Origin of the sequence: Streptomyces sp. IBSBF 2435, assembly GCF_036815005.1 — a bacterium.
Lineage (GTDB): Bacteria > Actinomycetota > Actinomycetes > Streptomycetales > Streptomycetaceae > Actinacidiphila.
The window spans coordinates 1-14,284 of record NZ_JAJSYW010000031.1; the positions used below are offsets into that span (position 1 = coordinate 1).

At 70.7% G+C, this 14,284-nt stretch carries 13 protein-coding genes, 1 rRNA gene and 2 riboswitches; of the genes, 12 read left to right on the forward strand and 2 right to left on the reverse strand.

All coding sequences use genetic code 11. The annotated features are described in order from the left end of the window. The 11 genes from rrf to V7E46_RS08820 form a co-directional block, all read left to right on the forward strand. A 5S ribosomal RNA gene (rrf, locus tag V7E46_RS08770) occupies nucleotides 1-93 on the forward strand; the annotation flags it as partial. 110 nt (nucleotides 94-203) lie between these two features. Continuing rightward, nucleotides 204-812: a CDP-alcohol phosphatidyltransferase family protein gene (locus tag V7E46_RS08775; protein ID WP_333767891.1), complete on the forward strand. Its 609-nt coding sequence runs from the start codon at nucleotides 204-206 to the stop codon at nucleotides 810-812. Between the two features lie 23 nt (nucleotides 813-835). Beyond that, nucleotides 836-3,331: a mannose-1-phosphate guanyltransferase gene (locus V7E46_RS08780; protein ID WP_333767892.1), complete on the forward strand. Its 2,496-nt coding sequence runs from the start codon at nucleotides 836-838 to the stop codon at nucleotides 3,329-3,331. A 74-nt stretch (nucleotides 3,332-3,405) separates the two neighbouring features. Continuing rightward, complete coding sequence (locus tag V7E46_RS08785; RefSeq protein ID WP_333767893.1) at nucleotides 3,406-4,347, forward strand: DUF881 domain-containing protein; 942 nt, start codon at nucleotides 3,406-3,408, stop codon at nucleotides 4,345-4,347. Further along, nucleotides 4,347-4,679 carry a small basic family protein gene (locus V7E46_RS08790; protein WP_033175851.1) on the forward strand — a complete coding sequence of 111 codons (333 nt, stop codon included), beginning with the start codon at nucleotides 4,347-4,349 and terminating at the stop codon, nucleotides 4,677-4,679. The genes V7E46_RS08785 and V7E46_RS08790 overlap by 1 nt, the downstream gene beginning before the upstream one ends. Nucleotides 4,680-4,686: 7 nt before the next feature. Further along, nucleotides 4,687-5,571, forward strand: a complete 885-nt coding sequence (locus V7E46_RS08795; RefSeq protein ID WP_333767894.1) for a DUF881 domain-containing protein — start codon at nucleotides 4,687-4,689, stop codon at nucleotides 5,569-5,571. A gap of 64 nt (nucleotides 5,572-5,635) precedes the next feature. Beyond that, entirely contained in the window at nucleotides 5,636-6,460 is an 825-nt protein-coding gene (locus V7E46_RS33850) for an FHA domain-containing protein (RefSeq protein ID WP_443054093.1), read from the forward strand. Between the two features lie 49 nt (nucleotides 6,461-6,509). Continuing rightward, nucleotides 6,510-7,253 (forward strand): transcriptional regulator FtsR, encoded by a 744-nt coding sequence (gene ftsR, locus V7E46_RS08805; RefSeq protein WP_333767896.1) that lies wholly within the window; start codon nucleotides 6,510-6,512, stop codon nucleotides 7,251-7,253. Nucleotides 7,254-7,344: 91 nt separating this feature from the next. Further along, nucleotides 7,345-7,818, forward strand: coding sequence for a bifunctional nuclease family protein (locus V7E46_RS08810; RefSeq protein ID WP_031518684.1), 474 nt, complete (start codon nucleotides 7,345-7,347; stop codon nucleotides 7,816-7,818). 229 nt (nucleotides 7,819-8,047) lie between these two features. Then, complete coding sequence (locus V7E46_RS08815) at nucleotides 8,048-8,656, forward strand: MerR family transcriptional regulator (RefSeq protein ID WP_329181381.1); 609 nt, start codon at nucleotides 8,048-8,050, stop codon at nucleotides 8,654-8,656. Between the two features lie 116 nt (nucleotides 8,657-8,772). Continuing rightward, nucleotides 8,773-10,137, forward strand: coding sequence for a DNA polymerase IV (locus V7E46_RS08820; RefSeq protein ID WP_333767897.1), 1,365 nt, complete (start codon nucleotides 8,773-8,775; stop codon nucleotides 10,135-10,137). A 19-nt stretch (nucleotides 10,138-10,156) separates the two neighbouring features. On the opposite strand, the gene V7E46_RS08825 is transcribed toward V7E46_RS08820, so the two are convergent. After that, on the reverse strand, nucleotides 10,157-10,552 hold the full coding sequence (locus V7E46_RS08825) for a PRC-barrel domain-containing protein (RefSeq protein WP_329181384.1): 396 nt from the start codon (nucleotides 10,550-10,552) through the stop codon (nucleotides 10,157-10,159). Between the two features lie 121 nt (nucleotides 10,553-10,673). Beyond that, nucleotides 10,674-10,783: riboswitch (glycine riboswitch) on the forward strand. 1 nt (nucleotide 10,784) lies between these two features. Then, nucleotides 10,785-10,902: riboswitch (glycine riboswitch) on the forward strand. 62 nt (nucleotides 10,903-10,964) lie between these two features. Here V7E46_RS08825 and gcvP point away from each other — a divergent pair. Beyond that, the gene (gcvP, locus tag V7E46_RS08830) at nucleotides 10,965-13,865 is read left to right on the forward strand and encodes an aminomethyl-transferring glycine dehydrogenase (RefSeq protein WP_333767898.1); all 2,901 of its coding nucleotides are present in this window, start codon (nucleotides 10,965-10,967) and stop codon (nucleotides 13,863-13,865) included. Between the two features lie 111 nt (nucleotides 13,866-13,976). Here the strand turns inward: gcvP and V7E46_RS08835 are convergent, their stop codons facing one another. Next, entirely contained in the window at nucleotides 13,977-14,183 is a 207-nt protein-coding gene (locus V7E46_RS08835; RefSeq protein WP_205047043.1) for a DUF5999 family protein, read from the reverse strand. Between the last annotated feature and the right edge of the window lie 101 nt (nucleotides 14,184-14,284).

Sequence of the window (14,284 nt, forward strand, 5' to 3'; positions counted from 1 at the left end):
ACGCCCGGTTACATTCCGAACCCGGAAGCTAAGCCTTTCAGCGCCGATGGTACTGCAGGGGGGACCCTGTGGGAGAGTAGGACACCGCCGAACAATTATTAGAGGCCTGGCCTCGGATCCTTGATCCGAGGCCAGGCCTTTTTTGTGCCTGGGGTAGAGTCGGCCCGCAATGTTCGCACGTAGATACAGCAGGAGGGGACCCGGTGGAGGTCCAGGAGACACGGGTGCAAACGGATCGGATCTTCACGATCCCGAACATCCTCAGTATGGCCCGCCTGGTCGGCGTGCCGGTGTTCCTGTGGCTGATTCTGTGGCCCGAGTTCGGCGGCCCCAAGGCTGACGGGTGGGCACTGCTGGTGCTGGCGTTCAGCGGTGTGAGCGACTATCTGGACGGCAAGCTCGCCCGGCGATGGAATCAGATCAGCAGCCTCGGCCGGCTCCTCGACCCCGCCGCCGACCGGCTGTTCGTGCTGTCCACCCTGGTCGGCCTCACCTGGCGGGGGATCCTGCCGCTGTGGGTCACCACCCTGCTGCTCGCCCGTGAGGCGATGATGGCCGTGATGCTGCTGATTCTCAGGAGACACCACTACGGCCCACCCCAGGTGAACTTCATCGGGAAAGCGGCTACCTTCAACCTCATGTACGCCTTTCCGCTGCTGCTGCTCAGCGACGGCAGCGGTTGGCTTGCGACACTGGCAGCTGTTTTCGGCTGGGCGTTCACTGTTTGGGGTACAACCCTGTACTGGTGGGCAGGGATCCTCTACGTGGTACAGGTCCGCCGACTTGTCAGGGCGGACACCACGGCTGACTGAGTCACGAGGAGGATGTTTCCGACATGAAAGCGGTTGTTATGGCCGGCGGCGAGGGTACCCGCCTTCGCCCAATGACCTCAAGCATGCCCAAACCTCTGCTCCCAGTGGTGAATCGGCCGATCATGCAGCACGTCTTGACGCTGCTCAAGAGGCACGGACTCACTGAGACGGTCGTCACAGTCCAGTTCCTCGCGTCCCTGGTGAAGAATTATTTCGGGGACGGCGAAGAATTCGGTATGGAGCTGACCTACGCGAACGAGGAGAAGCCGCTCGGCACCGCGGGCAGTGTCAAGAACGCCGAGGACGCCCTTAAGGACGATTCGTTCCTGGTGATCTCGGGTGACGCGCTCACGGATTTTGACCTCACCGAGCTGATCGAGTTCCACAAGCAGAAGGGCGGCCTCGTCACCGTCTGCCTCACCCGTGTGCCCAATCCTCTGGAGTTCGGCATCACGATTGTGGACGACGAGGGCCGGGTCGAGCGGTTCCTGGAGAAGCCGACATGGGGCCAGGTCTTCTCCGACACGGTGAACACCGGCATCTACGTCATGGAGCCGGAGGTCTTCAACTACGTCGAAGCCGATGTCTCGGTCGACTGGTCGGGTGACGTCTTCCCGCAGCTGATGAAGGAAGGCAAGCCCATCTACGGCTTCATCGCCGAGGGCTACTGGGAGGATGTCGGCACTCACGAGAGCTATGTGAAGGCGCAGGCGGACGTTCTTGAGGGCAAGGTCGACGTCGATGTCGACGGCTTCGAGATCTCTCCCGGCGTGTGGGTGGCCGAGGGCGCCGAGGTGCACCCGGACGCCATCCTGCGCGGGCCGCTGTTCATCGGTGACTACGCCAAGGTCGAGGCCGGCGCGGAGATCCGCGAGCACAGCGTCATAGGGTCCAACGTCGTGGTGAAGACGGGTGCGTTCCTCCACAAGGCCGTGGTGCACGACAACGTCTACATCGGCCCGCAGACGAACCTGCGGGGCTGTGTGATCGGCAAGAACACCGATGTGATGCGGGCCGCCCGGATCGACGACGGTGCCGTGATCGGCGACGAGTGCCTGATCGGCGAGGAGTCGATCATCGCGGGCAACGTCCGGGTCTATCCGTTCAAGACGATCGAGGCCGGCGCCTTCGTCAACACCTCGGTGATCTGGGAGTCCCGCGGCCAGGCGAACCTGTTCGGCGCCCGCGGGGTGTCCGGCATCCTGAACGTCGAGATCACTCCCGAGCTGGCCGTACGACTGGCGGGGGCGTACGCGACGACGCTCAAGAAGGGCGCCACCGTCACCACCGCACGTGACCACTCCCGTGGTGCGCGCGCACTCAAGCGAGCGGTGATCTCGGCCCTCCAGACCAGCGCGATCGAGGTCCGGGACCTGGAGAACGTACCGATGCCGGTGGCCCGGCAGCAGACCGCCCGCGGCAGCGCGGGCGGCATCATGATCCGCACCTCGCCGGGGCGGCCCGACTCGCTCGACATCATGTTCTTCGACGAGCGGGGCGCCGACCTGTCGGCGGCCGGCCAGCGCAAGCTGGACCGGGTCTTCGCCCGGCAGGAGTACCGCAGGGCCTTCCCCGGCGAGATCGGCGACCTGCGGTTCCCGTCGACGGTCTTCGACTCGTACACCGGCGCGCTGCTGCGTGCGGTGGACATCTCGGGTATCGCCGAGTCGGGCCTGAAGGTCGTGGTGGACGCCGCCAATGGCAGTGCGGGGCTCGTCCTGCCCTCGCTGCTCGGCCGGCTCGGGGTCGATTCGCTGATGGTCAACCCGGGTCTGGACGAGGCGCGTCCCACCGAGACCGAGGAGGCGCGCAGGGCCGGGCTCGTACGGCTCGGCGAGATCGTGTCGTCGGCGCGGGCCGCCTTCGGCGTGCGGTTCGACCCGGTCGGCGAACGGCTGTCCCTGGTGGACGAGCGCGGGCGGATCGTGGAGGACCACCGGGCGCTGCTGGTGCTGCTCGACCTGGTGGCCGCGGAGCGGCGCAGCGGGCGGGTGGCGCTGCCGGTCACCACGACCAGGATCGCCGAGCAGGTGGCCGCCTACCACGGCACCCAGGTCACCTGGACGATGACGTCGCCCGACGACCTGACCCGGGTCGGCCGGGAGGAGGGCACGATCTTCGGCGGTGACGCCAGCGGCGGTTTCATCGTGCCGGAGTTCAGCAGCGTCTTCGACGGTTCCGCGGCCTTTGTGCGGCTGATCGGCCTGGTGGCGCGCACCCAGCTCACCCTCAGCCAGATCGACGCCCGTATCCCGCAGGCGCACGTCCTCAAGCGGGACGTGCCGACCCCGTGGGCGGTCAAGGGCTCGGTCATGCGCCGGGTGGTCGAGGAGGCCGGAGAGCGGTCGGTGGACACCACTGACGGCGTACGGGTCGTGGAGTCCGACGGGCGCTGGATCATGGTGCTGCCGGACCCGGCGGAAGCGGTCACCCACCTGTGGGCGGAAGGCCCGGACGACGCCTCGGCTCAGGCGCTGCTCGACGAGTGGTCGCAGGTCGTGGAGGGCGCCGGGGAGTGACCCCGCGGTGAATCCGCAGCCGAACGGCGTGCCGCGAGGGGGCCGTTCGAGTGTGGTGGTCACGACGTGCGACGATGTGCGGCATGCCGCAGCCGCGATCCGATCGGAGCAGCCCCGCGCGCGGGGCTGCTCCTCGGCGGCCCGACGCCTCGATGTTCCTGCTCACCAATGTCATGGAGCACAGCCTCGACGACGGATACGCCGAGGCTGCGGCCCGCCGCGGCCAGGTCGGCACGTCCCGTCTGCCGACGTCGCTCAGCGGCCGGCTCGGGCTGGCCGGGGGCCTGGTGCTGGCCGCGATCGTGCTCACGGTCGGGGCCGCCCAGGCACATCGGGCGGCCCCGACCGAGGCCAAGGAGCGGCAGAAGCTGATTGACCGCGTCCAGTCGGAGACCAGGAGCGCGGACAGCCTGCAGAACAACGTCGACAGCCTGCGCGACACAGTGTCCGCGGAACAGCGTGCGGCGCTGCAGGACCACGGCGGCGACGACAGCCGGCTGCTCGAACTGCTGGCGGGCGGGACGCCCGCGCACGGTCCGGGGGTGAAGCTGGTCGTGGACGACGCCAAGGAGGCTTCCCAGGGCGGCACCGGCGGCCCGCGGGAGAGCAGCGGGTTCTCCGATACCGGGCGGGTCCGCGACCGCGACATGCAGCGCGTGGTGAACGGCCTGTGGGCGTCCGGCGCGGAGGCGATCACGGTCAACGGGCAGCGCCTGACGGCACTGTCGGCGATCCGGGCCGCCGGAGACGCCATACTGGTCGACAACAGACCGCTGGTGCCGCCGTACACGGTGCTGGCGATCGGTGACGGGGAAAAGCTGAGCACGGCCTTCCAGGACAGTGCGGACGGTCAGTATCTGCACGTGCTGGAGCAGAACTACGGGATCCGGGCGAGCGTCACCGTGGAGAAGGACGTCCGCCTGCCGGCCGCGCCCAGCCTGATCGTGCGGTACGCCCGGCCGGCCGGGGGCAGCAGCGGGCCGGCGGACAACGCCGCAAAAGGGAAGGGATCGTAGTGATCGCCGTACTGGGCCTCGTCGTGGGAGTCGTGGTCGGTCTCGTGGTGCGCCCCGTGGTGCCGACCGGGGTCGAGCCGTACCTCCCGATCGCCGTGGTCGCCGCGCTCGACGCCGTCTTCGGCGGCCTGCGCGCGATGCTCGACGGGATCTTCGACGACAAGGTCTTCGTGGTCTCCTTCCTGTCCAACGTGGTCGTGGCCGCGCTGATCGTCTTCCTCGGCGACAAGCTCGGGGTGGGCGCGCAGCTGTCGACCGGTGTGGTGGTCGTGCTCGGGATCAGGATCTTCTCCAACGCCGCGGCCATCCGCCGCCACGTCTTCCGGGCGTGACCGCGCGATGAGCGACGAGCGCGACGACGAACGCGATCACCGGCCGGGCACTGGGTCCGCCTCCGGGCCCGGCCCCGAGCCGGCGGAGACTCCGGCCGGCCCGACCTCGCCCGGCCGGATCCCGGCGGAGCCGCCCGGCCCGACAGCGCCGGAGCCCGCCCTACGGCAGCCGAGCGGCCGGCAGCGGCTGCTGGCCGGGCTGTGGCCGCCGCGGGCCTCACGTGCCCAGCTGACGGTCGCCGTGCTGCTCTTCGTGCTGGGCCTGGGTCTGGCCATCCAGGTGAACACCACCAGTGACAACGGCGGCACCCTGCGCGGCGCCCGCCAGGAGGACCTGGTGCGCATCCTCACCGAGGTGGACAACCGCACCCAGCGCCTGGAGGACGAGAAACGCGGGCTGGAGACGCAGCGCACCGAGTTGCAGTCCAGCTCCGACCAGGCCGCAGAGGCGCTCAAACAGACCCGGCAGAAGGAGCAGCAGCTGGGTATCCTTGCGGGCACCGTCGCCGCCGAGGGGCCGGGCATCACGCTGACGGTCACCGACCCGCACGGCGCTGTCGCGGCGGACTCGCTGCTCGACACCTTGCAGGAGCTGCGGGCGGCCGGCGCCGAGGCGATCCAGATCAACGCGGTGCGGGTGGTCGCGGACACGTACTTCACCGACGGTACGGACGGGGTGCTGATCGACGGCCACCGGGTGTCCCAGCCGTACGTCTTCAAGGTGATCGGAAATCCGCAGGATCTTGAGCCGGCGCTGAACATCCCTGGCGGGGTCGTGCAGACGCTGGAGAAGGAGCAGGCCACGGCTGATGTGGTGAGGTCGCAGAAGATCGTCGTGGACGCCTTGCGGCCGTCCAACCAGCCTGACTACGCTCGGTCGTCATCCCGGTGAGGCGGGGGGTCGGGGCGTCGGTGGACTGCTGTGTGGTGGAAACTGTGTGTAGTGAGGGTTCGTCCTGCCTTACGGGCGGGTCTGCGTCTTTCAAGGGGAATCGCCCGTGAAGTTGTTTGGGAAGTTGTTCGGCAAGAGCGCGCGGCAGTCGGGTGACCCGGCGACCGCACGGCACCGTGCGCCGCGGAGCACGCCGGAGGACGAGCAGTCCGGCGACCGCCCGCTGTTCAGGAACGACGGGCAGGGCCGGGGCGGCTATTCGGGTGCGCCCGGCGTGGCGCCTGTTGACCCTGCGTCGTCCGCTCGCATAGGTTCCGGGGAACCATCAACCTCGACCACGGGTGGAGGGTTCGGTTTGCCGGTCTGCGGCAGGTGCGGTCACACGAATGCGGCGGCCAGCCGCTTCTGCTCCAACTGCGGCGCACCGCTGCGTCCCGGCGGCGCCCCGTTCGAGCGCGCCTCGGAGACGACGTCCACGATCTCGATCTCGGGCATCGAGGCGTACGAGGCCGAGGCCACCGGCCAGACCATCATGCCGTCGCTGTCGCCCGAGGCGCAGTCCGCCGTCGACGCGTTGCCGCCCGGCTCCGCGCTGCTGGTGGTGCGCCGCGGTCCGAACTCGGGCAGCCGCTTCCTGCTGGACGGCGAGCTGACCACGGCGGGACGGCACCCGCAGAGCGACATCTTCCTGGACGACGTCACCGTCTCCCGGCGGCACGTGGAATTCCGCCAGGGCCAGGACGGCTTCTTCACCGTCTCCGACGTGGGCAGCCTGAACGGCACCTACGTCAACCGGGAGCGGATCGACGCGGTGACCCTGTCCAGTGGTGACGAGGTGCAGATCGGCAAGTACCGGCTGGTGTTCTACGCGAGCCAGCGCGGCGTCTGACTCCCCAGACGCCGTCCGGGGGGATCCTCACCGTCCAGAAGAGGTGTGCATGCCGCGAACGTCGGGCGGTGCCGGAGACGGCACCGCCACCCCGGACGGCGCACTGCTGAGCATCGGCGCGGTGCTCGGGCAGCTGCGGGACGAATTTCCCGAGGTCACCATCTCCAAGATCCGCTTCCTGGAGGCGGAGGGCCTGGTCGAACCGCAGCGCACCCCGTCCGGCTACCGCAAATTCGCCGAGGTCGACGTGCTGCGCCTCGCGTACGTGCTGCGGGTGCAGCGGGACCACTACCTGCCGCTGCGGGTCATCAAGGAGCATCTGGAGAGCCTGGACCGCGGCGAGCAGCCCACGTTGCCGGCCCGCGTCGGCGGCGGCCAGGACCAGCCGCAGGGCGGCCCTGAGGACGCCCTGCGCGCCCCTGAGGAGCTGCGGGTCGGCCGGGAGGAGCTGCTGGCCGCCACCGGGGCCGATGCGGTGGAACTGGACCAGTGGGAGTCCTACGGCCTGGTCGGGGCGGGCGGTGACGGCGGCTACGACGCCGAGGCGGTCGTGATCGGGCGGCTGATCGCCGATCTGGGCCGCTACGGTCTGGAACCGCGGCATCTGCGGGCGGTGAAGGCCGCGGCCGACCGGGAGGCCGGCCTCGTGGAGCAGCTGGTGGCGCCGCTGCGCAGGCACCGCAACCCGCAGACCCGCCGACACGCCGAGGTCACCGCGGAGGAGCTGGCCGAGCTGTCCGTTCGGCTGCATGCCGCCATGCTGCGGTCCGCACTGCGCCTGCGCCTGCGCTGACCGGGGAATCGCGCTGTTCGAACAGCATCCGCGGGCGGCGCGAGGGCTGCCCGACTACCCAAACCCGGCGGGCACGTCCTAGGGTTGACGTGTGAACGAGCTCGATGTTGTGGGTGTCCGGGTGGAAATGCCCTCCAATCAACCGATCGTGCTCCTGCGTGAAGTGGGAGGCGACCGGTACCTGCCCATCTGGATCGGGCCGGGCGAGGCCACCGCCATCGCCTTCGCGCAGCAGGGGATGACGCCTGCGCGACCACTGACGCACGACCTGTTCAAGGATGTCCTGGAGGCCGTGGGGCAGACGCTCACCGAGGTCCGCATCACCGACCTGCGGGAGGGTGTGTTCTACGCGGAGCTGGTCTTCGCCAGCGGCGTCGAGGTCAGCGCCCGCCCGTCGGACGCGATAGCGCTCGCGCTGCGCACCGGGACACCGATCTACGGCAGCGACGGGGTGCTCGACGACGCGGGGATCGCGATCCCGGACGAGCAGGAGGACGAAGTGGAGAAATTCCGCGAATTCCTCGACCAGATCTCGCCTGAGGACTTCGGTACCAGCAACCAGTGATCCGGTCGCCGGGCCCTGACCGGCCCGGCCGACAGGGCAAGGTTGCCTCCGTGAGGCCATTCGGGGTGGTTTTCCCGGAGCCGGTCACATCAAACCACTCGTGGGGTGAATTTCACTCGGCGTGCCGAGTGTGGCGATCGTTGACGCACCCCTGGTGACTGCCTACCGTCGAAGTGGCAAGTCCCGTGGCACGTGCGCGGTGTTCGGGACGCGAAGGACGGAGGGCGGCGTGAGAAGCACCGGCGACGGTTCGGCGACCGGCGGCCCGTATCCGACCCGGGGGGCGCTGGCCCGCGCCGCCGAGCCGGGGACGGCGGGGACGGCGCCCGCCGGCGACCCCGAGCCGGAGCAGATCGGCTACCGCGGCCCGACGGCCTGCGCGGCCACCGGCATCACCTACCGGCAGCTCGACTACTGGGCGCGTACGGGACTGGTCGAGCCCAGCGTCCGCCCGGCGTACGGCTCGGGCGCCCAGCGGCTGTACAGCTTCCGCGACGTGGTCGTGCTCAAGATCGTCAAACGGCTGCTGGACACCGGCGTGTCGCTGCAGAACATCCGGACGGCGGTACGCCACCTGCGTTCGGTGGGCCCGGCGGAACTCGCCAGGATGACCCTGATGAGCGACGGCGCCACGGTCTACGAGTGCACCTCGCCCGCCGAGGTCGTCGACCTGCTCCAGGGCGGCCAGGGGGTCTTCGGTATCGCGGTGGGCGTGGTGTGGCGGGACGTGGAGAGTTCGCTGTCCGAGCTGCACGGGGAGCGCGTGGACACCGGCGAGACCCTGATCGGCCACAATGCGGCCGACGAGCTGGCCAGGCGGCGCAACCGGGCGGTCTAGAGCCGCCCCCGGACCGGCTGGCCGTACACGTTTACGTACCGCAGCACGCGTCCGCCGCGGCGCCGTGCCGTACGCATGTACGGCGATTGTCGGTGCGGTGCGGCACGATCGAGGGTGTGAGAAGTGCGCCGACGATCCTCCATCTGGACATGGACGCGTTCTTCGCCGCGGTCGAGCAGGCCTCCAAGCCGAGCCTGCGGGGCAAGCCGGTGGTGGTCGGCGGGCTCGGGCCCCGCGGCGTGGTGGCGACCGCGTCCTACGAGGCGCGCGTGCACGGCGTCCATTCCGCGATGGCCATGGCGCACGCCCGGCGGCTGTGCCCGAATGCCGCGTATCTGGTGCCGCGCTTCGGCATCTACCGGCGGATCAGCGACATCGTGATGGCGCTGCTCGCCGGGGTGTCGCCGCTGATAGAGCCGCTCAGCCTGGACGAGGCCTTCGTCGACCTGGAGGCGGGCGACCTGGCGGGCGACCCGCGGGCGGTCGCCGAGCGGCTGCGGGCCGACATCCTGGCCGCGACCGGGCTGACCGCCTCGGTCGGCCTGGCCGGCTCCAAGCTGCTCGCCAAGATCGCCTCCGAGCAGGCCAAGCCGGACGGCCTGGTGGTGGTCGAGCCGGGCACCGAGCGCGCGCTGCTCGACCCGCTGCCGGTACGCACCCTGTGGGGCGTGGGACCGGCCACCGCGGAGCATCTGCGGCGGGCCGGCATCCTCACCGTCGCCGAGATCGCACAGGCGGGCGAACCCGAGCTGGTCAGGCTGCTGGGCAGGGCGCACGGCAGTTCGCTGCACGCGATGGCAGCCGGGCTCGACAACCGGCCGGTGGTCGCCGACCGCGATGTGAAGTCCATCTCCGTCGAGGACACCTTCGACACCGACCTCAACGACCGCGCCCGGGTGCGGTACGAGATCGACCGGCTCGCCGACCGCTGCGCCCAGCGGCTGCGCGGCGCCGGCCGCTCCGGGCGGACGGTGGTGGTGAAGATCCGCCGGTACGACTTCTCGACCCTGACCCGCTCCGAGACGCTGCGGGCGCCCACCGACGACCCCGCCGTCGTCAAGGAGACCGCCCGCAGGCTCGCCGAGGCCGTCGACACCACCGGCGGGGTGCGGCTGCTCGGCGTCGGTGTGTCCGGGCTCGCCGACTTCACCCAGGAGGACCTTTTCGCCCAGGCGGCCCAGAATCTGCGCGACTCGGACTCCGGCGCCGATCCCGGCGAGGACGCCCCGCCCGAGCTGCCCGTCACCCCGCCGCCGGAGCCGGAACGGGCCAGCCGCTGGGTGCCGGGCCAGGACGTCGAGCACACCGAGTACGGCGCCGGGTGGGTGCAGGGCAGCGGGGTCGGCCGGGTCACGGTCCGCTTCGAGGTGCCCGCCGACACCGTGCCGGGCCGGGTGCGCACCTTCGCCGTGGACGATCCCGCCCTGTCCAGGACCGAGCCGCTCCCGCTCAGCGGCCGCCAGGCCCCGGCGGGGCTGTAGCCGCCGCCGGGGCCCGGCCCTAGCTGCTGTCCTTCGGGCGCCGGTCCCCGCCGGCGAGTTCGCCGAAGTCGGGCGGCGGCCCCTTGTCCTGGTCCGCGACGGTCGGCACGTCCATGCCGTAGTGGTGGTAGAGCTGCAACTCCTGCTCGGGTGACAGATGCCGACCGACGCCGAAGTCCGGAGCATCCCTGATCAGGGACTTCTTGTACGGCACCCGGAGGCCGTCGTCCACCAGTTCGCTCGGCTCCAGCGGTACGAACGCGTCGCGGGTGAAAAGGCCGGTCCGCACGGCCGCCCACTCCGGTGTACCGGTCGCGTCGTCGAGGTACACCTCGTCCACGGTGCCGATCCTCGTACCGTCACGGTCGAAGGCGCGGCGGCCGATGAGGCTTCGCGGATCGATATCGGTCTGCACGGTCCCTCCAACCAACGGCGACAGCTGTTGGTTACCACCAAAAGCCACATCGCGGGTGATGTCGACCCGAATGTCGGGTCCGCCGCTGTCCAGAACGCGCTGGTAGGCTGGATGCAGCCGTAGACCCCATGCGGGAGAGTCCTCCGAAAGCGTGCCGCAGCGGCGGTTCGGAGGCGCCGAAGGAGCAAATCCTCCCCGGAATCTCTCAGGCATCCGTACCGCAGGGGCGAGGTCACTCTGGAAAGCAGGACCCGCCCCGGGAGCGCCGTTCGCGGGACAGGTCTTCACCGAAGGTGAAAGCCGTCCCCGCGGGGACGGCGAAGCTCTCAGGTACTGATGACAGAGGGGGAGGCCGTACGGGTGCCGAGCCGGGCACCCCCGAAGGTCGTCGCAGACCAGGAGGCCTCCGCAGATGAACGATCCGATCGCACCCCGTACCACGCTCGCCGAACTCGAAGCCGGTCTGCCCTTCGCCCGCCGCCACATCGGCCCGGACGCCGCAGCCCGGGCAAAGATGCTCGCCCAGGTGGGCTACGGCTCGCTGGACGAGCTGACCGAGGCGGCCGTACCGGACAGCATCAGGAGCGCCGCCGCCCTCGCACTGCCCGCCGCCCGCACCGAGGCCGAGGTGCTGGCCGAACTGCGGGCGCTCGCCGACCGCAACCAGGTGCTGGCACCGATGATCGGCCTGGGCTACTACGGCACCTTCACCCCGCCGGTGATCCTGCGCAACGTCATGGAGAATCCCGCCTGGTACACGGCGTACACGCCCTACCAGCCGGAGATCTCGCAGGGCCGGCTGGAAGCGCTGATCAATTTCCAGACCGTCGTCGCCGACCTCACGGGACTGCCCACCTCCGGTGCCTCGCTGCTGGACGAGAGCACCGCGGCGGCCGAGGCGATGGCGCTGTCCCGGCGGGTCGGCAAGGTCAGGGGCGGCGTCTTCCTGGTCGATGCCGACACCTTCCCGCAGACCACCGCCGTGATCGGGACCCGCGCCGAGCCGGCCGGCGTGGAGGTCGTGGTGGCCGACCTGGGCGACGGCATCCCCGCCGAGATCGCCGAGCGCGGAGTCTTCGGCGTGCTGCTGCAGTATCCGGGTGCCTCCGGCGCCGTCCGCGACCTGCGGCCGGTCATCGAGCAGGCGCACGCCCTGGGCGCGGTCGTCACGGTGGCCGCCGACCTGCTGGCGCTGACCCTGCTCACCTCGCCCGGCGCGCTCGGCGCGGACATCGCGGTCGGCACCACCCAGCGCTTCGGCGTCCCCATGGGCTTCGGCGGACCGCACGCGGGATACATGGCGGTGCGCGAGGCCTACGCCCGCAACCTGCCCGGCCGCCTGGTCGGCGTCTCGGTCGACGCCGACGGCGACACCGCCTACCGGCTGGCGCTGCAGACCCGCGAGCAGCACATCCGCCGGGAGAAGGCCACCAGCAACATCTGCACCGCCCAGGTGCTGCTCGCCGTGATGGCCGGGATGTACGCGGTCTACCACGGCCCCGAGGGCCTGGCGCAGATCGCCCGCCGCGCCCACCGCTACGCGGCCGTACTGGACGCGGGGCTGCGGGCGGCCGGTGTGGAGATCGTGCACGACGGCTACTTCGACACGCTCACCGCCCGGGTGCCGGGCCGGGCCGCCGAGGTGGTCGCCGCGGCCCGCGCCGCCGGGGTCAACCTGCGGCAGACCGACGCCGACCTGGTCGGCATCGCGTGCGACGAGACCACCACCCGCGCCCAGCTGGCCGCCGTCCTGGCCGCCTTCGGCGCGGACGGCGGCACCGACCTCGACGCGCTCGACGGCGCCGCGCCGGACGCGCTGCCCGCCGGCCTGGCGCGTACCGAGCCGTATCTGACCCACCCGGTCTTCCACCTGCACCGCAGCGAGACCGGGATGCTGCGCTATCTGCGCCGGCTCGCCGACCGCGACTACGCGCTGGACCGCGGCATGATCCCGCTCGGCTCGTGCACGATGAAGCTCAACGCGACCACCGAGATGGAGCCGGTCACCTGGCCCGAATTCGGCGCGCTGCACCCCTTCGCGCCCGCCGAGCAGGCCGAGGGCTACCTCACCCTGATCCGCGGTCTGGAGGACCAGCTCGCCGAGGTCACCGGCTACGACAAGGTCAGCCTCCAGCCGAACGCCGGGTCGCAGGGCGAGCTGGCGGGACTGCTCGCGGTGCGCGCCTACCACCGGGCGAACGGCGACACCGCCCGTACGGTGTGCCTGATCCCGTCCTCCGCCCACGGCACCAACGCCGCCAGCGCGGTGATGGCCGGGATGAAGGTCGTCGTGGTGAAGACCGGCCAGGACGGTGACGTGGACGTCGCCGACCTGCACGCCAGGATCGAGCAGTACCGGGAGCAGCTGGCCGTGCTGATGGTCACCTACCCCTCCACGCACGGCGTCTTCGAGGACAACATCACCGACATCTGCGCCGCCGTGCACGACGCGGGCGGCCAGGTCTACGTGGACGGCGCCAACCTGAACGCGCTGGTCGGCCTCGCCCGGCCCGGCCGCTTCGGCGCCGACGTGTCGCACCTGAACCTGCACAAGACCTTCTGCATCCCGCACGGCGGCGGCGGCCCCGGCGTCGGCCCGGTCGCGGTGCGCGCGCACCTGGCGCCGTACCTGCCCAACCACCCGCTCCAGCCGGCCGCCGGCCCGGCCACCGGTGTCGGCCCGGTCTCGGCGGCGCCCTGGGGCTCGGCGGGCATCCTGCCGATCTCCTGGACCTATGTCCGGCTGATGGGCGCCGACGGGCTCAGGCAGGCCACCCAGCAGGCGGTGCTGAGCGCCAACTACGTCGCCAGGCACCTGGAGCCGCACTTCCCCGTCCTCTACACCGGCCCCGGCGGCCTGGTCGCCCACGAGTGCATCATCGACCTGCGCCCGCTGACCAAGGAGACCGGCGTCACCGTCGACGACATCGCCAAGCGGCTGATCGACTACGGCTTCCACGCGCCGACCATGTCCTTCCCGGTCGCGGGCACCTTGATGATCGAGCCCACCGAGAGCGAGGACCTGGCCGAGCTGGACCGCTTCTGCGACGCGATGATCGCCATCCGCGCCGAGGTCGACCGGGTCGGCTCCGGCGAATGGCCCGCCGAGGACAACCCGCTGCGCAACGCCCCGCACACCGCGGCGGCGCTGGGCGGCGAGTGGGACCACCCGTACAGCCGCCAGGAGGCGGTCTTCCCGGCCGGGGTGTCCGCGGCCGACAAGTACTGGCCGCCGGTGCGGCGGATCGACGGCGCCTACGGCGACCGCAACCTGGTCTGCTCCTGCCCGCCGCTGGACGCCTACGACAGCTGAGGCACACGGCGGCGCCGGGATCCCGGCGCCGCCGGCAGCGCGCATGGCGAAGCCGGTTCCCTTGGACGACGGGGAACCGGCATCATGTGTTGCGGCGCGACAGTGCGGGCGTCAGGCCGCGGTGGTGATGTGCTCGGTGCCCAGCGGGCGGTGCGGCGCGATGATCTGGCCGTCCGGCAGCAGCTCCCCGGTGTCCTCGAAGAGCAGCACCCCGTTGCACAGCAGACTCCAGCCCTGCTCCGGATGGTGGGCCACGGTAAATGCGGCCTCACGGTCGGGGCCTTCTGCGGTCGGGCACTGCGGCTTGTGCTGGCACATGGATCGAGTCTTTCGCTGCGTGAGGTGAGTGGTGCGGTGGGTCGCGCTGTCTGCTTCCTGCATCTCGTCCCCCGATTGTGCGTGCGGCCGGTCCCAGTGTT

Coding starts and splice junctions, on each gene's coding strand:
- V7E46_RS08780 (WP_333767892.1), top strand. CDS start 836: ATGAAAGCGGTTGTTATGGCCGGCGGCGAGGGTACCCGCCTTCGCCCA.
- V7E46_RS08835 (WP_205047043.1), bottom strand. CDS start 14,183: ATGTGCCAGCACAAGCCGCAGTGCCCGACCGCAGAAGGCCCCGACCGT.
- ftsR (WP_333767896.1), top strand. CDS start 6,510: ATGCCGCGAACGTCGGGCGGTGCCGGAGACGGCACCGCCACCCCGGAC.
- gcvP (WP_333767898.1), top strand. CDS start 10,965: ATGAACGATCCGATCGCACCCCGTACCACGCTCGCCGAACTCGAAGCC.
- V7E46_RS08785 (WP_333767893.1), top strand. CDS start 3,406: ATGTGCGGCATGCCGCAGCCGCGATCCGATCGGAGCAGCCCCGCGCGC.
- V7E46_RS08795 (WP_333767894.1), top strand. CDS start 4,687: ATGAGCGACGAGCGCGACGACGAACGCGATCACCGGCCGGGCACTGGG.